The following is an 18,256-nucleotide window of genomic DNA, read 5'->3' on the forward strand; positions in this document are numbered from 1 at the left end:
CGGAGGACATCCGCCTTCGGCGGAACAGATCAGACTGGCATCTGGGCAGGAGCTCGCGAGGCCAGACGGTTTTGCTGGCCCGGAGCGCGCAACAGGTTATCCAACATCCTGGCTCTGGATTCTGGCGACAGCGTTATTGACCGGTGCAGCGGCGGCTTTGGCCTTCGCGCTGCGCTAGCGTTTGGATCGCTATCCCTACTCTCAGCTAGCGGGCTGGATGACTTTGTCGAACTTTCGCTTCTGTTCTGCGTCCGGCCCGGACGAGCAGCCAACCTACCACCAGCATGACTGCGCCCCAAACCAAAAATCCGAGGTCCCAGAGGAACCACTGGTCGCGTGGCACAGTCTCGTTGACGTGGTGAATGCCTAACAGATGATGATTGATGAGGCCCTCCACCACGTTGAAGGCACCGAAGCCGATCAACATCGATCCGATCAGAAGCCTGGTGGACCAGTTCAGATGCTGGCGATGGGCCGAACGCCACAAGATGAACAGCCCTACCAGGACGAAGATATAGGTGCTGCTGTGAAAAAGGCCGTCCCAAAGCGTGTTGAACTTGAGATTCTCGACAGAATGCGGCGGATGCCAGCTACTCACCATGTGATGCCACTGCAGGACCTGATGAAGAATGATGCCATCGAAAAATCCACCCAGGCCGAGACCGAAGAATACGCCTGCCGAAAGGGGAAAATGGCGGCTCGTGACGCGATCGGAGATCGCGGTCATACGGAGCGAGCGATCTGCAAGGCAGCAAGACCTCTTGCGCTCCCGCGGGGCAGGTTATCGAAATCTCCGCGTACCGCCTGGAGGGCTCGCCGCTCTTCCTCGATCTCGTAGGCCGTGCGGAAACCGAGACGACGCAGGATCGGGACCGGCGGGCACCAGCCCTGGATGGCGTGCTGGAACAGGAAAGCCGTTACCAGGCCCGGCAGGATCAGCCACCGCTTGTCGTGCGCAGCTCCCAAAGTCACGCCTGCGAAAGCGAGCGCCGCCGCGTTCGCCTCAATTGCGCGTTCAATGTCCCACTCCTCGTCCAGCTCCTTGAGACGCCGGGGAATCTCTTCTCGGTTCTCGTTGAGAAACTGAACCCGTTCCTCTGTTTCCCGCCGGATCCGTTCAGTGACGGCACGATCGGTGTGGGCCGGCACCCGCTCTCTGGTGTTTTGCATCTGAGGCCTCCAAACCCACAACGCAAAACGGTTCCCCCGGTTGCAGTCGCACCAAAATGGCTCGTGAGCCACCTCGGATTAATTGAATGAAAAGTCGATCGGGTGATCGAACCGGCATCCATCCTGCGAATAAATGCAGGACCTCATTCGCCGTCGACCGCGGCCGCCTTCAGGGCGGCCGTTTTGATTTCGCGGGGTACCGCAATCGTCACGCCAAGCTGAGGCAAGAGGAAGCACCGGGTTGGCACGGCCACTTAGGAACTTCTCCGGAGCACGCCGCTTAACCCGCCGGGACGCAATCGGTTCCGGGAGGAGATATGGCGAAAGCGAACTGGCCTGGCTCGCCTATCGGGCGCAAAGGCCCGCGCAAGGCGAACCCGAAATACAAACGCCGCTCGGGCGAGCCCTGGGAAAGCGCGGAAGTAAAAGAACTACGTCAACTGGCGAAAGGTAATACGCCCACCGGCGTCATCAGCCTCAAACTGCAGCGGCCCCCGGCCGCGATCCGCAGCAAGGCGCACCGCGAAGGGATTTCGCTGCGCCCCGCAAACCGTTCACCTTATAGCCGCCGCAAGGCGAGTTAGGACATCGTTATGGCACGTGCCACCAAGCGAAAGCCGGCGAGCCAGCCGCGCACCGCATCCTCTTCACGCCGCAAGACCGCCCGCAAAACCACGCCGGCGCGCGGCAACGGGTTCGCGCCCCGTGTCGCGACGGACCCGAGCGAGGAAGTCCACGAAATCTACATGGTGGGCCTGCGCAACGCCCACGCCGTCGAGAAGGAAGCCATTCAGGTCATGCAGAGGCAGGTGGACCGGATCAAAAACTATCCGGACGTCTCGAAGCGTCTGCGCGATCACATCAAGGAGACCGAGCAGCAGGTCCAACGCCTCGATGAAATCCTGGAACGGCATGAAGAGACCCCCTCCATGCTCAAGGACCTGGTCACGCAGGTTATGGGGAACTCGGCCGCGGTTGCCCATTCGGCCGCAGGCGACGAGATCCTGAAGAACGCCTTCGCCAATCAGGCCCTCGAAGCATATGAGATCGCGGCCTATAAATCGCTGATCACCATGGCGATGCGCCAGGACGACCGGAAGGCTGTCCAGCTCCTGAAGCGAAGCCTCGCCGAGGAAGAGCGCATGGCGAAATGGGTCGACGCCAATGTCGCCAAGCTCACCCTCGCCTATCTCGACCGGGAGGTCAGGGGAAAAAAGGCCGACAGGTAGGGAACGCTCGGGCGCCGTTCTCGATTTATCGTCCTGCCATGATGTCTCTGCCGCCCGGGGCGACCCGGGCGGTTTTTTGTTATCTTTCAGGACTTTTTCCCGGTGCGCGTGTCGAAACGCTTCTCCTCATGCGTGAGGAGTTCATGGCTCGGAATAACCTAGAGCTCGAAGCGCAAGGTCGTGCTGGCGAGGATCGCGAGTGAATCCATCCGCGATTGAGTGGTCTCGACAATCTGGCCGTCGCGACGCAAAACGCCCTCCACCATTACATCCGACGCAGTGACGCCGGTAATGTTCCTCGCAACGAATTCTACGTGTAGCTGTGCCGGGATTCCATAATGCGTCCCTTTTCGATGGCCACTGCTGGCATAGCCTTAGTCTTTTGCAAGCCATCCCACGAAAGGATTGCGGCTAGAGTAGCAAGGATCGTCAAACCGGACATCGAGGCGACCCATTCGAGTACGGGTTTGCCAGCTGCTTGCTTCTTCTGCTCTTTGGATTTGCTTCGTGATGCCATCTCGACGTACACAAGCAGACGAGCCAACGCTGCGCCAATGGCAGCAGGAAAACCCAGAACGGCCACCATCTTCGCACCATCGAAGAGCGAGACACCTTCCGTGCGGCCGAATGTCCAAAGCACATAAAGGCTCACGAGCACAGCTATTGCATAGCCGGCAACGCTGTAGTGTAGCAACGTCGAGCCAAAGGTCGCCCCCGTGCTTGGAGACAATACCCTCCAGCCCCATCGTACAGGCGTGCTCGAATATCCTAGGGCCATCGCCACCATATGGTCTACGAACTATTGTTCCTGACCAGGAAAGCCCGCTTTATTTCGTGCTGTGACTACGGCCCGAACATCGGACAGGCCGACCCTGACAGGCACGATCGCGCCACGGTTATTGGTTGGCTGGTGCACGGGTCAATATTACCCCCCAAAGAGTCATTGAGGTCGATATCAGCCTAGGAACTTCGCGCGACGTAACCCTTGAGATTTTGAGGAAGTCGAGGAACAGCGGAACCTTGGCCGAAAGTTATTTGCCAAGGCTTAAAGACCTCCTCTAAGGCAAGGAGACCCCGGAACTTGAAGCCCGGGCGAAAGGCCGGGCTTTAATTTACCGGGAACAGGCGAAAGCTCATCATCCACAAACCGGTATGCGCTCACGGCCTTGCTGTGGCACCGGGAACAGACGAGCCTCTTGGTCACCTTTACCAGGCTCTCGTCGGGCCGGAATCCCATCTCGACCAAGTCTTCCGACATGGTGCTGTGGTGATTGCAACTGAGACACGACACCGCGACGCATACAAAACAACCCGAAAACAAAAGGCCGTGCGTACATCCGGCCCGGCCTTCAGCGCGATCACCGGACAAAGGACATTATCGACCGCCCTCACTCACAATCTTAAGTTCTCTCGCTCGTTCCTTTTCGGCTGCCCAGTCGAGGGCTTACATTCTCACCCCGGTTCCACTTTCCGCCAGCGCAAAGTTGCTTCAAAGCCCCGGGAGAGACGATGAGACGGAGACTGACAATGCTGTTGCCGACTGAGAACCGATCGATTTGCGCGACGGAACGACGCGGGCAAGTGGGGAATTTGTATTGCGTAAACCAGGGAGACTCAGATGAAGAAGCTCGCAATTGCAGGTGTCGCGCTCGGATTGGCATTATCGCCAGCGGCTGCTCAGAACAAACCCGCGCCTAAGGACCTCGCGCCCGGGCAACAGCAGTCCACGCCGGGGGGAGCTAAAAACGCAGCGCCCGGCCAGCGGCAAACTGCGCCAGGCGGAGCTAAGGAGTTTGCCCCTGGCCAAAGGAATGACACCGTGACCAAACCTCAGAAAAGGAAATAAGGCTAAAGTCTTAGTTCGGGCCCGTCGCTCTTCGGCGGGCCTGATCTCGGTACAAGTTTAAGGTTGCAGTAGCCCTCTCCTCGCTCACGACGTGGGAGACCATGAATTTTTCGACTTCGCTTCAGATGCCAGACCGGCTTTGCCTACAGTCGAATTCCCATGCAGCCGCCGACGCAATTGTCTAATGCGCGGGTGGTGTGCTGTAGTTCGAAGTGCGAGAGGTCAGTATCAAACTGGGCTAAATCTCGGGCGGAATCCTGAGCGAATTGAATTCTAAATTGTCGGGGCCCGGACCAATACATATCCGTATCTGTCCTACCGAACGAACTTAAGCACCCGCACACGCGTGGGAGGTTCGTGTGCCATGCCACACCAGATTCCAGTATGCCCATAGGCATTTGGGCGCACTTATATACTTGACAAAAGTTCGGATAGGGGCGATATTGTCAACATCGAAAGGGTTGACCAATGACCGCCGTGTTCCAGGACCCCATCTTTCAGGACGAAACAGCCGCCCGCGAGGCGCTGGAAGCCGTTCGCTGGCCCGAAGGTCCTATCTGCCCTCATTGCGGCAACTCCCATCCTGATCGTATCGCCAAGATCACGACTAAATCCGCGCGTCCCGGCCTGCATTACTGCAACGAGTGCAAGGGCCAGTTCACTGTGACCGTTGGCACCGTGTTCGAGCGGTCCAAAGTCCCCCTGACCAAGTGGTGGATGGCCGCTCACATGATGAATTCGGGGAAGAACGGCTGTTCTGCCCACGAAATTCACCGCAACCTTGGCGTCACTTACAAGACCGCTTGGTTCATGATGCATCGCTTGCGCGAAGCCATGAAAGACCTTGCTCCCGGCCCCATGGGCGGGAATAGCGGCTCTGTGCAAGCTGACGAAACTTACTATGGCAACACGTCCAAGCGCGCGAAGAACTACCGCAAGGGCCACAAGCACAAGCAATCGGTGCTGGCGCTCGTGGATGACAGCGGCAAAGCCCGCGCGTTCCATGTTCAAGGCATATCGGTCGATAAGGTCTGCGACATCGTTTTCACAAACGTCATGCGCAAGGCCACGCTCGGTACCGGCGAAGCCGGTATCTATAAGTTCCTCGGCTCACAATATGCCGACCATCAAACCGTGCTTCACGCTGGCCGCGAGTACGTGAACGAAAACGGCTACACCACGAACAACGTCGAAAACTTCTTCGGCCAGTTCAAGCGCGGCATGGGCGCACCTATCGCTTCTGCAACGAGAAGCATTTGCACCGCAGTCTCTCGGAATTCGAATTCCGCTACAACAATCGCTCCGGCCTTGGCGTCAATGACGGGGAACGGACGGCCCTTGCCATGAAGGGTATCGAAGGCAAGCGCCTGACGTACCGGCCGACTGACGGCTCAAAATCCTCGCTATCTTAAGGACACCGCGCGACGGTTTCTGGCGTGGAGGAGCGGGAGAATGCGGGGTAAGTTCCCGCCGTTCCCGTTAGGTTCTTGCTGCAACCTGGGGAATCTAGTAAATTTATTGCAACCTTGAATCGAACGAGGCCGCCGGATGGTGAGACATCCGAACGGCCCTTTTTCGATTTAACCCGCGTCCATTTGGGCTGGCAGCGGGGCAGTCGACTCCAACGGTTGGACAATGAATCCAATCGCGCCTGAGGTCAAGACCAGCCTTCTTTACGGAGGCCAAAATGGCTTGTTTCACTGTTAGCTACGACCTCGTTAAGCGCAAAGACTATCCCGAACTCTGGGCCGAGTTTAAGCGCCTTGATGCGCACAAGTGCCTGCGTTCAATGTATCTGCTGGACGTAAACTGCACGTCGACAGAGTTGCGCGACCATCTCGTCGGCTTCATTGATGAAGACGACCAGATGGTAGTGATTGAGTTCGCGAAAAAGCCAGCACACCGGAAGGCATTCCAAGGCACAAACGCATGGATTGACGCACGGTTCTAATCCTCGGTAGCAGCCATTGATGGCCTACCATAGCTGATGTCGCCAACCTTGATGTGAAAGCCCAATACGCGGGCCACAATATCGAGAATAAACAGGCGCATCAGACAACTCCAAAAATTGGAAGTCCGGCCTACTTGCCGGGCTTCTTCTTCGCCTTCTTCTTTTTGCCACCAACCTTCATTTCCTCGTGCGGCTTTGGCTTCATGCGCACAAGAGCGCCCATTAGGCGCTTGGTCGCCTCTATCTCTTGATCGGGTTTTTTAGCCATGAAGTTTTGGACCTCAGCCGACGACCTAAAGTTTCTCCAGGAATCGCTCGATAAGCGATTGAAGGAAGGGCCTGACCAAAAACTCCACTTCCTTATCGGGTTCTTTACCGCAGCCTACGCTATCGTAGAACTGCGAATTACTCTGATGCTGGCCAAGGCTACCAAAATAACCCAGCTACAGTCTTTCGACCTTTTAACCAGAGGCATGGACATCAAGACAAAGATAGAACGGCTCCGGCGCGCCTCAGAAAAAGAAAGCCTACTAGGTCCGAACCTAATCGCACGACTTAATATCGTTGACGATTATATTCGCCCACTAAGAAACAAGGTTGCGCACACATACGCCGTTCTGGACGCAACTGAAACAAAGCTGCATTTCGCCACTCTAGTGGCGCTGCCGAAAACTTCGGCCACGCGACATCCAGAAGCCACGGACCCAGAAACAATTGAAGCCTTCGAACTATTCGAGGCGGCAGCATGGCTGCGCCTATTAAATGCGGAACTCAGCGAGGCATACCGCTGGCAAGCTCACACAGGAAAATTCGAAATAATCCATCCCCGTTCGCCTCTGCGACGGGGATCAGGTCAATCTCACGATCAGCCAAAGACCGCCGCCAAACTTGGTAGGCGCGAGCGAAAGCGTGAGCGCAAAGGGCAACCTCTGCGGCGGAAGGAGCGCAAGTAGTCGTGCCGGCCTGTCGGCCCTTATTTGTGTTCTGTGTCACTTTTGTCAAGTATATAAGTGCGTATTTGGGACTACGACCTATTGCTATTTCGATAGCTTTATACTAAAGCTTACCGTCTCTGCTTGAGTCGGTTTTAAATATGGAAAAGTTCGAAAAAACTCAGGTGCGTAGCGCTGTGGCAATGCGCGTAGTGAATCTCGACCGCCAGAGATTTAACGAGGCCGTCGCTAACAATTATTACGAATGCGCGCCGAGTACGGTCGCTGGTTCGGTCCGCTTGTTTAAGGAGGACGACCTCGTAGCTCTCTTTGTTTTTGCTCGATTACTAGAGTTGAACGTTCTTCCTCGTCGGGCTGGCCAGTTGGCATGTGAGCTGAAGAGCTCGCTGCGCGACCGAAATCACAACCCATCTTTGAATGTCGTGTACGTGCGGGGAACCACAGCTGGCTTTTTCATCGATGCAAGCGCGTATAACCCCAATCACGAAGCTGATGAAAACAAGGAGTATCCTGCGGCTGGCGCCATTTTTCTCTCGATGCACTTTAACATAAGCACCATCCGCAGACTGATTAGAGAGCGTCTGGAGTATGAAAGGTCCATATTAGGTATCGAAGGTTCGGACGACTGAAGACATGCCGCGCCATTCCGCCCTCCCAGCTACTCTTCCGCCTCGCCTAATTAATAGGGAGGCCGCCGCGGCTTACATTAACGTTTCCCCAAACACATTTGACCGAATGGTGGAAAGCGGTCGAATGCCGCGCGCGAAGCGCGTGTGCGACCGCCGTATTGCTTGGGACGTGCGCGAGCTTGACATCGCAGTTGATGAGCTCCCAGCAGAAACTACCGAAACCGGAGACGAAACTTGGAGTGATGTGGATGCCCCGCAAGCTGCCGCCTCACGTTGAGCGCAATCACGTTAAGGGGCATACGTACCTCTCGTTTCGCAGAGGCAAGGGTGCACGCGTTCGGTTGCCCAGCGACCCGACAAGCGCCGAATTTCTTGAGGCCTACAAGGCTGCACTGCTGGGCCAAGCTTCCCCCCCTCGCAAGCGTTTCGTGCACGCGGCTCCGGGCACTCTCGCGGCGCTCATCGTCTCATATATGAAAAGCGCGGAATACCTTGGACTGCGCGACACGAGCAAGGCCGGCTATATCAGCCGTCTGGAAATGCTTCGCACTATGCATGGTCACCGTACAGTGGCAGGCCTCTCACGAGAGCGCATCATTACCGGAATTATGCAACCATACGCCGATCGTCCAGGTGCTGCACTCGACACCCTCAAAAAGCTTCGCATTCTGATCCGCCACGCGGTCGATACTGGATGGTTGAAGCACGATCCGTCGATCGGCATCAAAAGACCGAAAATCAAAAAGGTCCGTTCTTGGACCGACAGCGAGATCGAGCAATTCAAAAGACGCTGGGCGCTCGGCACAAAGCAGCGGACGGCATTCCACCTTTTTTTGAACTTGGGGCAGCGCCGCTCGGACGTGGTGCGGATGGCCCAAACACACATCACGCTCGACCGCAGGATCAGGATAAAACAACAAAAAACGGGCCGCGAACTATTGATCCCTCTGCATCGCGACACCATTGAAGCACTAGATGCCTATGACATGCAGCATATCGTGCTTATCACGACGGCCTACGGTAAGCCGTTCACAGTCGACGGTTTCAGCGGATGGATGCGCGAAGCAATCTCTGAAGCTGGTTTACCACTCGATTGCAAACCGCATGGCCTGCGCAAAGCCGCCGGGCGGTTACTTGCGGAAGCCGGTGCAACTGCGAAGATGATTATGGCGATCCTCGGACACACTTCGCTTGCGGAAGCCGAGCGGTACACTGAGGAAGCCGATCAAGCCGGCCTCGCGGTCGACGCCGTAATCAGACTTGAGGGATATAAGGCGAACAGGTTTCCCCAAACCGCTTCTGAGCGTTTGGGGAAAGTCGACAAAACAAAAGGAAAATCAGAGTGAAAGCGAACACCTTGGCGCTCCCTAGGGGAATCGAACCCCTGTTTCAGCCTTGAGAGGGCCGCGTCCTAACCGCTAGACGAAGGGAGCATCAGGGCCTCCAGATAGCCGCGATCCGCCGCGGGCGCAAGCCGAGGCCGGGCCGAAGCGCTGGCAGTCCGGGCGGAAAGCGCATTTCCTGCGCGCCCGCGCCGCCAGCCGGTCCCGCGGTCAATTCTTGCGGTCGATGAAGCGTTCGGAGCCCTTGCCGGCATCCTTCTTCACGTCGGCACAGATCTGCTTCAGCGCCTGCCATTCCTGCTCGGTCAGGATCGGCGGGCCGGTCACCCCGCGATCCTCCTTTTTCATGCGGTCCAGCCGGTCGGCGCTGAGCGGATGGCTGTCGATCACGGTGGCGACCTTGCCACCACCAGTAATCCGCACCAGAAATTCGCCCATCGGGCGCGGCGAGCGGCCGAGTCCGTTCATGGCCTTGACGGTGAAGGCGTCGGCGCGGCTCTCCGCCTCGCGCGAATAGGATGCATCGACGATCGAGCGCGCCGCGAACAGCACCGCAGAGCCGCCGGTCACGTCGCCGAACAGAAGGCCGATCAAAAAGGATGATCCGCCAGTCTGGATGATCTTGCGCAGGCCGTCGCGGTAATGCGCGTGGCCGAGTTCGTGCGCCATGACACCCGCGACTTCATCGACATTCCTCGCGCGCTGAAGCAGCCCGTCGAGCAGATAGACCTTGCCCCCCGGGAGCGCATAGGCGTTCGGGACGCTTGAGGAGAGCACCTGCGCCTCGAGCGGAGCATCGAAGCCACTCGCGTCCCTGATCTTCGCCATCATCTTGTCGAACGCCGCTTGCCCGTCGGGCCGCGCACAGACTTGTCCGCCGAACACAGCCTTCGCCTGCCGGTCGACGGCCTCGCCGATCCGCTTTTCCACGGCAAAGGGCACGAGCGGCGCGAGCCGGTCTGCCAGCAGCGGAATGCCGTAGATCGTGACCAGCACGATCGAGACCGCAGCCGCGACCGACCACGCCACGATGCGTCCGGTCTGCGCCGGGCCGCGTCCCGCATCGAGTTGCGGGCAAAGCGCTGCGAGTTTCGACGCCGCGTCGGGATCGGGGACTTCAAGCCTCGCCAGCGGCAGGGCGCTCACGCATGACAGTCTCAGTCCTCTCTTGCCATCGGCGCGGCGCAGATCGGCATAGGGCCAGGTTGCGACGACTAAGCCGTCCTCAAAGATGTCCAGCGCATCACCAAGGCGCAACGTGACACTGCGCTTGCGGTTGGAGGTGCCATCGTAGAAGACGGCGCCACTGTCCTGGCTGTGCGTGTCCTGCGTCTGCGTATCGGTCATCGCCGTATCTTTGGTGCTGGAGATATGGCGTCAGAACCCGCCGATATCCAGTGAGTCTGCGAAGCCCTCGCCGATCGCGCTCGCTGCATCACCCATCACCGCAACATTGTCGGCCGCCGCGATGTTGTGCACCACGCTGGTCTCGGCGATTTTGGCCCACAAGTCGCGCACCAGATAGATGCGGAAGATCACGTTGAACGCCAACGCTGCAATCAGATAGCCGAGACCCATGCCGACCAGAATGGCAGGGTGTCCCATCACCGCCGCGAACTTCGCCTCGCCTTCAAGCGCACCGCCGGCGACGGCATGCCCTACCGCAAGCACCGCCGCGAACCACATCGCCATCAGAACAAAAACCAGACACAGCCAGCCGATCACCTTCCAGTAAAAGCCCATCAGATCGGCGATATCGAGATCGCTTTCGAACCGCACCGCGCCGAAGCGCATGCCGTTGACCCACCAGCGCCACTCGATCGCCTTGTACATCGCGTAGAAGAACGGGATCGGGAAGATCAGAAATGCCGACGGCCACATCAGCAGCCACAGCCACCAGCCCTGCCTGAAGAATTGCCCGGCCGTTCCCTCGAACGAGCCCTGCAGCGTTCCGTAGGAGGTGTAGCGCATCTTGAATCGCTCGAGCGCGGCAGCACGCCACGGCAGCGCAAGGCCGAGCGTCATCCACACCCACAACGTCCACAGCGCCGCGCGCCACGCATAGGACCAGCCGGAGCCACCCATGTTGAAGCGAACGCCGCGCCACACCGTGCGCGTCATGCGATAGCGCCGGGCGCGATAAAGCGCGAATTGCGTGAACAAATAAAGGAAGGCGATCAGCGGGATCGAGGCGAAGGCCTGTATCCGCTCGGCTTCGAGGCCGGCGAAGAAATAGGCGACATAGACCGGCACCAGGATCGCCATCGCGACCAGGAAGCCGAGGAACAGTTCTTTCGCAGTGCCGGTATATTCGGCAGCGTCGCCATGCACCTCGGTATGCGACCACAAATGCCGGCGGATATCGGTCGCGAGCCAGAAGCGGTAGAAGCCGAGCGTGATCAGTTCGAGAAACGCGCCGCGGGTGACGAGCTTGCGGAATTCGCCGCGCTCGCCGGTAAAGACGATGGCCTGGGGGACGGCGTCACCGCCCTGCGGAATCAACGGCACCGAAAACGGCTTATGCATCGCGACCACGCGTTCCTGATCGGGCCCGGTATCGGGCCGCGGGGATTCGGGCGGGCTTTCTCCCGCAGGGGTTACGCCCCCGTGCATGCGTCGTCACCGGTATGAAAACGGTTCAAGCCGGGATCAAGATAATCAGAATGGTTGACGGATTGTTGGCGAAATCGCGCGGTTCGCTGTTTGCAGCCCGCTGCTGTCGCCTATGAAGAACGCCTCAGCGCTTCTTCTTCTTCGCGGCCGCTTTCTTGGCAGCCGGCTTTTTCTTGGTCGCCAGCGCCTTGACCTCGGCATCCGAAGCCCCGGCATCGCGGGCGAGACGGGCGGCCTTGAGCGCCGCCATGCGATCGACCGCAGCATCGTGCTGCGAGCGGTATTCCTTCATCGCGGCAAGCTTGTCCGCGTCTGTCTGCTTTTCAGCCATGATACCTCCCCTCCCTGCCGGATATTGGACGCTGCCATTTCGCGGGGAAATGGTTACAGGAGGCAGAGTTCACGGCGACGCGCTGCGTCGCCGCTCAAAAAGCGGGCCTTGCCAGTACATCCGTGGCAAAAGGCCCGCTCGCTGTGCCTTAGGCGGCCTTCAGATTGTCGGCCGAGGACTTGCCGGTCTTGCGGTCAGCACGGACCTCGAACGAGACCTTCTGGCCTTCGTTCAGGCCATGCATGCCTGCGCGTTCGACGGCGCTGATATGCACGAAGACATCCTGTCCGCCGTCGTCCGGCTGGATGAATCCGAAGCCCTTGGTTGCGTTAAACCACTTCACGGTTCCCGTCTGCATGGGAGCCTATCCTTCATATATGCGTGTATAGAGCCGCGCGTGAACGCGGCCGGTTCGTTTCGAGATTTTGAGGTGAATGTCGTTGTCAGGCGCGTCTTATCGACGGGCCACGTATTCGGCCGAAAAGCTCTCGAACCACCCATATAGGGCAATGGCCCCAAAAAAGCAACCGCATGGCGGTGCGGGATGTTGGGCGCCAGTTTTCGGCGTGCTCGATTCAAAATGCAATCAGTGCATTTGCACCTGTAGACCGGATGCGGTCGCAGCGCGCCTGACGAATTGAGCCCCTATTTTCGCACCGGCCAGTCGGCCATCGTCGCATCGACGCCCGCGGACAGCACGTCGGGCATGAACAGCATCACGCAATTGCCGCCGGCGTCGATTACCGGTTGCACGCCGTATTTGTTCACCGGACAGCCGGCCGACTTGCCGAGCGCGCGCGCCAGCTCCAGCAGCCGGAAGGCAATATCGCGAACCTTTTCATGGTCGCCGCGCCGAGGCAGCCCGATCGACACCGCGAGATCCGATGTGCCGATCTGGGTGGCATCGCAGCCATCGGCGAGCATGATATCGCGCGCCTGTTCGACACCGCGCACGGTCTCGATCAGCGCGAAATAGAGCATGGTGTCGGCGTCGGCCGGATGGATCTCGGCCATCAGCGAGCGCGCAGATGCGACTTCCTCCGCGCTCTCCACATCCGGCATGATGAAGCCGTCGATGCCGCAGCCGAGATAGCGCCGCAGCACGCCTATGCCCTTCGACCAGGGGCGAAGCAGCGCCGCGGCGCCGCCCGCATGCGCCGCGCGCACGAGATCGGGAATGCGCTCGACATCCGGCCCGGCATTCTCGCAATCGAGAAAGATATAGTCGAAGCGCGGAGCCAGCGCGGCCACGAGATCGGCGGACGAGAATTTCGGCGCGATGCCGATAACGAAATCGCGGCACGCGAGGCGGGCTTTCAAAGACTCACGAATCCGAGACATCGGCCCGCCTGTCCGCGTTATCCGGCCTTGCGCTTCCGGAACGCCTCGATCACCTCGGGCACCGCGTCGTCATTCATCGGCGCCATGATATGCGCGCCGGCAACGCCGGGGATTTCGGAAATTTCCATCAGATAATCGGTGAGGATCGCCTTGCCCTCGGCGACCGGATCGGCGGCCGCCTCCATGCGGTCGATCATCGCATCCGGCACCACAGAGCCGAACAGCTTCTCCTTGATCCAGCGCGCCGACTTCGCCGAACGGAATGGCACCACGCCGATGATCATCGAGAGGCCGGGGATGACGCCCTCCTCGGTCAGCCGCTGGGTGTAGCGGCGCAGCACGCCGGCATCCATGCAGAACTGGGTCTGCGCGAAGCGCGCGCCGCCCTCGACCTTGCCCTTGAGGCCGGCCGGCTTCCAGTCGGGTGCGGGATCGATGGGTGCATCCGCGGCGCCGAGGAAGAAATCCGCCTTGCCGCCGATTTTCTTGCCCGACGGCAATTCGCCGGCATCGCGCATGCGGGCTGCCGTGGCGAGCAGGCCGCGGGCATCGAGATCGAAGACCGGCTTGGTCTCGGGCTGGTCGCCTTGCGTCGGATCGTCGCCGCGCAGCGCCAGCAGGTTGCGCACGCCCATGGCGGCGGCGCCCATCAGCGCGCCCTGCAGCCCGAGCCGGTTACGGTCGCGGCAGGTGAGCTGGAGGATGGGCTCGATCCCATTCATCAGCAGGATGGTGGCGGCGGTCACCGAGTCCATATGCGCGCGGGCACCGGCGCCGTCGGTGACGTTCACCGCGTCGGCCAGCCCGCGCAGCGGCAGCGCCTTCTCCAGAAGATCGTTCTTGTCACAGGACACCGGCGGGGTGATTTCGGCGGTGAGGACGAATTTGCCGGATTTCAGGGTGTCTTCGAGACGCGCAGGAGCGGATGACATACGGGACCACGCATTGATGAGAGGAGTGACGCTGTTAGAGGCCTCAATCGCGGAGCCCCGTCAAGCGTGGGCAGCGGCTGGCACATCGGCCATCGCATCGAGTTCGCCCAGGATCGCGTTGCCCATCGCCACGGTGGAGACCGGCGGATGACCCGCCAGCGCGATATCGGCGGTGCGCGCACCACCGGCGATCGCCCGGATCACGGCGGCCTCCAGGAAATCGGCCTCGTCCGGCCGCAGGAAGGTATGGCGCAGGCACATCGCAAAGCTCAGGATCGCGCCGCACGGATTGGCGATGCCCCTGCCCGCGATATCCGGCGCGCTGCCATGGATCGGCTCATACAGCGCGCGATGCCGCCGCTCTCCGCCCGCATACATGCCGTTCATCGAGGCCGACGGCAGCATGCCTATCGAGCCCCCGACCGCGGCGCCGATATCGGACAGGATATCGCCGAACAGGTTCTCCATCAGCAACACGTCGAATTGCGCGGGCGCGCGCACGAGCTGCATCGCGGCATTGTCGACGAACAGATGCGACAGCGCGACGTCTCCATAGTCGGTATCGTGCAGGGTCTGCACCACCTCGCGCCACAGCCGGCTCACCTCCAGCACGTTGCTCTTGTCGACCGAGCAGACGCGAGCGCTACGGGTGCGCGCGAGTTCGAATGCAGCGCGCGCGATCCGTTCGATCTCGGGCTCGCTATAGGCCATGGTATTCACGCCGCGGCGCACACCATCGGCCGTCTCGATCCCGCGGGGTTGGCCGATGTAGATACCGCCGGTCAATTCGCGCACGATCACGAGATCGGTGTTGCCCAGCACCTCGGGCCGGAGCGGCGACACCGCAGCGAGAACGGGGAACGCGCGAACCGGCCGCAGATTGATGAAAAGGTTCAATTCGACACGCATGCGCAGGAGCCCGGTGCCCTCGCGCACGCCGGGGATGGCATCGTATTCCGGCGACCCGATCGCACCGAACAGGATCGCGTCCGCGGCTTCGATCTCGTTCCATGTTTCGTCGCGCAGGACCGAGCCGTGCGCATGCCAGGCCGGTATGCCGAACAGTTCCTCGCGCAGGTCGATATCGAGACCGCGCCTGGACGCGAACCATTCCACCACGCGCCGCACCTGGGCCATGATCTCCGGCCCGATGCCGTCGCCGGGCAGGATGAGGATGCGCTTGCGCGAGTTGGCTGCGCTCATCGCCGTCAGGCCGCCGCACGCGCCGTGAAAGCCGGCATCACCTCGCGCGCGAACAGGCGGATGGAATGCGACGCCTGCTCGAACGACATGTGGCCGAACATCATCTGCCCCAACACGTAATTGACGCCGCTTTCCGCCTGCAATCTGCCGACATAATCGCGCACCGTTGCAGGGCTTCCGGCGACGCCATGCCCGATCGCCTCCAGTTCGTCCCAGCTTTCCGGATAGACCGGGTTGAGAACGAACGGCACGCCGGAGCGCTTCCACAACATCTCGATCGCCTCGCGCCAGATCGCATAGGCGGGCCGCGCCATGGCCTTTGCGTCGGCGTCGCTGTCGGCGACGACGATATGGCGGGTGATACCCATCATCGGAATCTCGGCGGCGTTGCGGCCCAGTTCCGCCCAGTCCTTGCGATAGCGGTCGGTAATCGCACGCGCGCGCGCGGCCGGCCCGAGCGACACGATGTTGACCGCATTCGGCGCCGCCCAGCCGACAGCATCGGCATTCGGCGCGCCATACCAGACCGGAGGATGCGGGCGCTGCACCGGTTTCGACTGAACGAGGTAATCCTTGAAATTGTAGTACTTGCCCTCGAAATTCAGAATGTCGGAGTTACACGCCTTCATGATCACCGCATAGGCCTCGTGATACATCGCGGGCGCATGCGCCGGATCGACGCCATAGCGCTGATGCTCGACCATGGCTGCGCCACGGCCGACACCGAGCATGAAACGTCCATTGCTCATGTGATCGAGCATGCACATTTCCTCGAAGACACGCAGCGGGTGGTACATCGGCAGAACGTAGACCAGCGGGCCGATGCGCAGCCGCCTGGTGCGCTGGATCGCGGCGGACACGAATACGCTTGGCGAGGGCACCCAGCCGAGCGGCGTCGAATGATGCTCGGCCATGTGAAAGCCATAGAAGCCTTCCTGGTCCATCACCTCGAGGAGCCCGAGCCGGTGCTCCAGCATCTCCCCCAGCGGAGATCCATCGGCATCGAGATGATCGAAAATTCCGAACCTCAGCACGAAACACTCCCTTGGCAGCCTTTTCTTGATCTTGCGCGGCAGTCCTCGCGCAGACAAACCCAGGCGCTCCGCGAATTCAAGCCTTTGGCACGCATGGCGCGGTTGTGTGATGCGGCCGCGGGCGAGACGGGTTTCATTCGTGCAAAGCTCCGCCGGCCCTGTTCTTTGGCCGGCGCGGGCACGCCGTAGTCTCGGGGGAAGTGAGGGGAATGATGCGCCAGACGCAGGGCATTCCTGATACGCCGCCTGCCATCGCTGACAGTCGGCCGCCTTTCGGCGCATCACACCCGCACAGGCTTGTGCCGTGCGGGCGCTTTCTTGCGGCGTTTTCCTTCCGGCATGGGGCCGCGCTTTGCCTCCATGCGCCTTGATCTGCGCACGGCGTCAGCCGGCTCCCGGCAGGGGTCCCTAGTGACCCCGGGCGGTGCCCCCATGCAGCCCGAGTGCCGTGGCGACGAACCACGGCCCGCAGGCGCCGCACCCCGCTCCATCAACAGACGTCACCGGTTGACGCCCCTCATGAACGAGGCGGGGAGGGTATATGCTTTTATTCCTACAATGTCAAGACCATCCTCGTAGCAACCATCAGTCCTCCCGCACCTTGCCCCGCATACCCTTGACGCTGCTGCGGATTTTCTTGCCTTCGAGCCGCCTGGTCCTGGACGCCTTGGTCGGCTTGGTGGCCAGCCGCTTCACCGGCTGCGCCGATGCCTCGCGGATCAGATCGACCAGCCGCTCGCGCGCCTCGGCGCGATTGCGCTCCTGGGTCCGCGCGGTCTGCGCGATGATGACGATGACGCCGTCCTTGGTCAGCCGCTTGCCGGCGAGCTTCATCAGCCGGATCGCGACATCGTTCGGCAGCGACGGCGAGCGCCGCACGTCGAAGCGAAGCTGCACCGCAGTGGACAACTTGTTGACGTTCTGCCCGCCGGGACCGGAGGCGCGCACGAAGCTCTCCTCAATTTCGTCCTCATGGATGCTGATGGAATCGGTGACGCGGATCATGATCCACATTAACCCAATTCGCGTAACGATTGAAAACCAGCCGGGCCCGTAAAAACGGGACGGCCTGCGTCACACGCGTTGCGCCAGCCAGACCGTGTGGCCGTTACAAGTGGGATCATCGGCGACATGGGACACGACGCGGAAACCGTGCGCCATCAGCAACGCGCGGTATTCATCCGGATCGAGGCTGGCGTGATAGAGCGGCTCGCCTTCGAATTCGCCGATCGCTTCGCCGCGCGCCGGCCCGCTGGTGAACATCAATGCCGCGCGTGGCGCCGCATGATCGCGAAACACCGGGAACATGGCCCGCTGGTCGTCCGGCGTGAGGTGAAAGAAACTGTCCCATGCGATCAGGCCGTCGAACACGCGGCCGAGTGACAGCGCACGCATGTCGGCTGTCACCCATGTCTGTTGCGGAAAGCGCTCGCGCGCCATCGCGACCAGCGTTGCCGATGAATCAATCCCGGTGACGTCGAATCCGCGCGCGATCAGATGACGTGCGATCGGCTCGCCCATGCCGCAGCCGATATCGAGCACCGAGCCGCCGTCCGGCAGCAGCGCAGCAAAGGCATCGAGCCAGGATTTCTCGAAAAGACTGCGTCCGCGCTGGCGGTCATAGGCCTGCGCATGACGGTCGTAGAGCGAGATGATGGTGTCGGAGGGCATGCAATCGCCG

20 protein-coding genes, 1 tRNA gene and 1 pseudogene are annotated in these 18,256 nt (G+C 60.5%); 7 read left to right on the plus strand and 15 right to left on the minus strand.

Going from position 1 to position 18,256, the window contains the following annotated elements:
* Positions 1-205 precede the first annotated feature (205 nt).
* Complete coding sequence (locus AC5I5I_RS25030; protein WP_495977740.1) at positions 206-727, minus strand: DUF2243 domain-containing protein; 522 nt, start codon at positions 725-727, stop codon at positions 206-208.
* Positions 724-1,170, minus strand: a complete 447-nt coding sequence (locus tag AC5I5I_RS25035; RefSeq protein WP_495977742.1) for a hypothetical protein — start codon at positions 1,168-1,170, stop codon at positions 724-726. The genes AC5I5I_RS25030 and AC5I5I_RS25035 overlap by 4 nt, the downstream gene beginning before the upstream one ends.
* 317 nt (positions 1,171-1,487) lie before the next feature.
* Between AC5I5I_RS25035 and AC5I5I_RS25040 the strand changes: the two genes are divergently transcribed.
* Together AC5I5I_RS25040 and AC5I5I_RS25045 are read left to right on the plus strand one after the other, a co-directional pair.
* Positions 1,488-1,754 carry a hypothetical protein gene (locus AC5I5I_RS25040; RefSeq protein ID WP_495977744.1) on the plus strand — a complete coding sequence of 89 codons (267 nt, stop codon included), beginning with the start codon at positions 1,488-1,490 and terminating at the stop codon, positions 1,752-1,754.
* Positions 1,755-1,763: 9 nt separating this feature from the next.
* The gene (locus tag AC5I5I_RS25045; RefSeq protein WP_495977746.1) at positions 1,764-2,399 is read left to right on the plus strand and encodes a ferritin-like domain-containing protein; all 636 of its coding nucleotides are present in this window, start codon (positions 1,764-1,766) and stop codon (positions 2,397-2,399) included.
* A gap of 310 nt (positions 2,400-2,709) precedes the next feature.
* Here the strand turns inward: AC5I5I_RS25045 and AC5I5I_RS25050 are convergent, their stop codons facing one another.
* Entirely contained in the window at positions 2,710-3,093 is a 384-nt protein-coding gene (locus AC5I5I_RS25050) for a DUF2391 family protein (protein ID WP_495977748.1), read from the minus strand.
* Between the two features lie 1,620 nt (positions 3,094-4,713).
* Here AC5I5I_RS25050 and AC5I5I_RS25055 point away from each other — a divergent pair.
* Both AC5I5I_RS25055 and AC5I5I_RS25060 read left to right on the plus strand, forming a co-directional pair.
* Positions 4,714-5,657, plus strand: a pseudogene (locus AC5I5I_RS25055) (IS1595 family transposase).
* A gap of 275 nt (positions 5,658-5,932) precedes the next feature.
* A complete protein-coding gene (locus AC5I5I_RS25060; protein WP_495977750.1) occupies positions 5,933-6,196 on the plus strand; it encodes a hypothetical protein in 264 nt (87 codons plus the stop codon).
* Between the two features lie 130 nt (positions 6,197-6,326).
* On the opposite strand, the gene AC5I5I_RS25065 is transcribed toward AC5I5I_RS25060, so the two are convergent.
* Positions 6,327-6,464: a hypothetical protein gene (locus AC5I5I_RS25065; RefSeq protein WP_495977752.1), complete on the minus strand. Its 138-nt coding sequence runs from the start codon at positions 6,462-6,464 to the stop codon at positions 6,327-6,329.
* Here AC5I5I_RS25065 and AC5I5I_RS25070 point away from each other — a divergent pair.
* The 3 genes from AC5I5I_RS25070 to AC5I5I_RS25080 all read left to right on the plus strand — a co-directional run bounded on the left by AC5I5I_RS25070 (position 6,463) and on the right by AC5I5I_RS25080 (position 9,124).
* Positions 6,463-7,149 carry a hypothetical protein gene (locus AC5I5I_RS25070; protein WP_495977754.1) on the plus strand — a complete coding sequence of 229 codons (687 nt, stop codon included), beginning with the start codon at positions 6,463-6,465 and terminating at the stop codon, positions 7,147-7,149. The two genes, AC5I5I_RS25065 and AC5I5I_RS25070, sit on opposite strands and share 2 nt — an antisense overlap.
* A gap of 140 nt (positions 7,150-7,289) precedes the next feature.
* Positions 7,290-7,778, plus strand: a complete 489-nt coding sequence (locus AC5I5I_RS25075) for a hypothetical protein (RefSeq protein WP_495977755.1) — start codon at positions 7,290-7,292, stop codon at positions 7,776-7,778.
* 248 nt (positions 7,779-8,026) lie between these two features.
* Entirely contained in the window at positions 8,027-9,124 is a 1,098-nt protein-coding gene (locus AC5I5I_RS25080; RefSeq protein WP_495977757.1) for a tyrosine-type recombinase/integrase, read from the plus strand.
* Between the two features lie 12 nt (positions 9,125-9,136).
* On the opposite strand, the gene AC5I5I_RS25085 is transcribed toward AC5I5I_RS25080, so the two are convergent.
* The 11 genes from AC5I5I_RS25085 to AC5I5I_RS25135 form a co-directional block, all read right to left on the minus strand.
* Positions 9,137-9,211 (minus strand) — tRNA-Glu (locus AC5I5I_RS25085).
* A gap of 120 nt (positions 9,212-9,331) precedes the next feature.
* Positions 9,332-10,468, minus strand: a complete 1,137-nt coding sequence (locus AC5I5I_RS25090) for a M48 family metallopeptidase (RefSeq protein WP_495977759.1) — start codon at positions 10,466-10,468, stop codon at positions 9,332-9,334.
* A gap of 30 nt (positions 10,469-10,498) precedes the next feature.
* Complete coding sequence (locus tag AC5I5I_RS25095; protein ID WP_495977761.1) at positions 10,499-11,647, minus strand: YjgN family protein; 1,149 nt, start codon at positions 11,645-11,647, stop codon at positions 10,499-10,501.
* A 211-nt stretch (positions 11,648-11,858) separates the two neighbouring features.
* Positions 11,859-12,065 carry a hypothetical protein gene (locus AC5I5I_RS25100; protein WP_495977763.1) on the minus strand — a complete coding sequence of 69 codons (207 nt, stop codon included), beginning with the start codon at positions 12,063-12,065 and terminating at the stop codon, positions 11,859-11,861.
* A gap of 148 nt (positions 12,066-12,213) precedes the next feature.
* A complete protein-coding gene (locus AC5I5I_RS25105) occupies positions 12,214-12,423 on the minus strand; it encodes a cold-shock protein (protein WP_495977765.1) in 210 nt (69 codons plus the stop codon).
* 287 nt (positions 12,424-12,710) lie between these two features.
* Positions 12,711-13,406, minus strand: coding sequence for an aldolase/citrate lyase family protein (locus tag AC5I5I_RS25110; protein WP_495977767.1), 696 nt, complete (start codon positions 13,404-13,406; stop codon positions 12,711-12,713).
* A gap of 17 nt (positions 13,407-13,423) precedes the next feature.
* Positions 13,424-14,338 (minus strand): methylenetetrahydrofolate reductase, encoded by a 915-nt coding sequence (locus AC5I5I_RS25115; RefSeq protein WP_495977769.1) that lies wholly within the window; start codon positions 14,336-14,338, stop codon positions 13,424-13,426.
* Between the two features lie 60 nt (positions 14,339-14,398).
* Positions 14,399-15,541 carry a 3-isopropylmalate dehydrogenase gene (gene leuB / locus AC5I5I_RS25120; protein WP_495977771.1) on the minus strand — a complete coding sequence of 381 codons (1,143 nt, stop codon included), beginning with the start codon at positions 15,539-15,541 and terminating at the stop codon, positions 14,399-14,401.
* Positions 15,542-15,546: 5 nt separating this feature from the next.
* Complete coding sequence (locus tag AC5I5I_RS25125; protein WP_495977773.1) at positions 15,547-16,575, minus strand: LLM class flavin-dependent oxidoreductase; 1,029 nt, start codon at positions 16,573-16,575, stop codon at positions 15,547-15,549.
* A 585-nt stretch (positions 16,576-17,160) separates the two neighbouring features.
* Positions 17,161-17,580 (minus strand): alternative ribosome rescue aminoacyl-tRNA hydrolase ArfB, encoded by a 420-nt coding sequence (arfB, locus tag AC5I5I_RS25130; protein WP_495977775.1) that lies wholly within the window; start codon positions 17,578-17,580, stop codon positions 17,161-17,163.
* Positions 17,581-17,649: 69 nt separating this feature from the next.
* Positions 17,650-18,246 (minus strand): class I SAM-dependent DNA methyltransferase, encoded by a 597-nt coding sequence (locus AC5I5I_RS25135; RefSeq protein WP_495758554.1) that lies wholly within the window; start codon positions 18,244-18,246, stop codon positions 17,650-17,652.
* Between the last annotated feature and the right edge of the window lie 10 nt (positions 18,247-18,256).

Source organism: Pseudorhodoplanes sp. (genome assembly GCF_059499825.1).

Excerpts from the sequence above, each read along its gene's own strand:
- AC5I5I_RS25030 (WP_495977740.1), bottom strand. The coding sequence starts at position 727 with ATGACCGCGATCTCCGATCGCGTCACGAGCCGCCATTTTCCCCTTTCG.
- AC5I5I_RS25035 (WP_495977742.1), bottom strand. The coding sequence starts at position 1,170 with ATGCAAAACACCAGAGAGCGGGTGCCGGCCCACACCGATCGTGCCGTC.
- AC5I5I_RS25040 (WP_495977744.1), top strand. The coding sequence starts at position 1,488 with ATGGCGAAAGCGAACTGGCCTGGCTCGCCTATCGGGCGCAAAGGCCCG.
- AC5I5I_RS25045 (WP_495977746.1), top strand. The coding sequence starts at position 1,764 with ATGGCACGTGCCACCAAGCGAAAGCCGGCGAGCCAGCCGCGCACCGCA.
- AC5I5I_RS25060 (WP_495977750.1), top strand. The coding sequence starts at position 5,933 with ATGGCTTGTTTCACTGTTAGCTACGACCTCGTTAAGCGCAAAGACTAT.
- AC5I5I_RS25070 (WP_495977754.1), top strand. The coding sequence starts at position 6,463 with ATGAAGTTTTGGACCTCAGCCGACGACCTAAAGTTTCTCCAGGAATCG.
- AC5I5I_RS25065 (WP_495977752.1), bottom strand. The coding sequence starts at position 6,464 with ATGGCTAAAAAACCCGATCAAGAGATAGAGGCGACCAAGCGCCTAATG.
- AC5I5I_RS25075 (WP_495977755.1), top strand. The coding sequence starts at position 7,290 with ATGGAAAAGTTCGAAAAAACTCAGGTGCGTAGCGCTGTGGCAATGCGC.
- AC5I5I_RS25080 (WP_495977757.1), top strand. The coding sequence starts at position 8,027 with ATGCCCCGCAAGCTGCCGCCTCACGTTGAGCGCAATCACGTTAAGGGG.
- AC5I5I_RS25090 (WP_495977759.1), bottom strand. The coding sequence starts at position 10,468 with ATGACCGATACGCAGACGCAGGACACGCACAGCCAGGACAGTGGCGCC.
- AC5I5I_RS25095 (WP_495977761.1), bottom strand. The coding sequence starts at position 11,647 with ATGCATAAGCCGTTTTCGGTGCCGTTGATTCCGCAGGGCGGTGACGCC.
- AC5I5I_RS25100 (WP_495977763.1), bottom strand. The coding sequence starts at position 12,065 with ATGGCTGAAAAGCAGACAGACGCGGACAAGCTTGCCGCGATGAAGGAA.
- AC5I5I_RS25105 (WP_495977765.1), bottom strand. The coding sequence starts at position 12,423 with ATGCAGACGGGAACCGTGAAGTGGTTTAACGCAACCAAGGGCTTCGGA.
- AC5I5I_RS25110 (WP_495977767.1), bottom strand. The coding sequence starts at position 13,406 with ATGTCTCGGATTCGTGAGTCTTTGAAAGCCCGCCTCGCGTGCCGCGAT.
- AC5I5I_RS25115 (WP_495977769.1), bottom strand. The coding sequence starts at position 14,338 with ATGTCATCCGCTCCTGCGCGTCTCGAAGACACCCTGAAATCCGGCAAA.
- leuB (WP_495977771.1), bottom strand. The coding sequence starts at position 15,541 with ATGAGCGCAGCCAACTCGCGCAAGCGCATCCTCATCCTGCCCGGCGAC.
- arfB (WP_495977775.1), bottom strand. The coding sequence starts at position 17,580 with ATGATCCGCGTCACCGATTCCATCAGCATCCATGAGGACGAAATTGAG.
- AC5I5I_RS25135 (WP_495758554.1), bottom strand. The coding sequence starts at position 18,246 with ATGCCCTCCGACACCATCATCTCGCTCTACGACCGTCATGCGCAGGCC.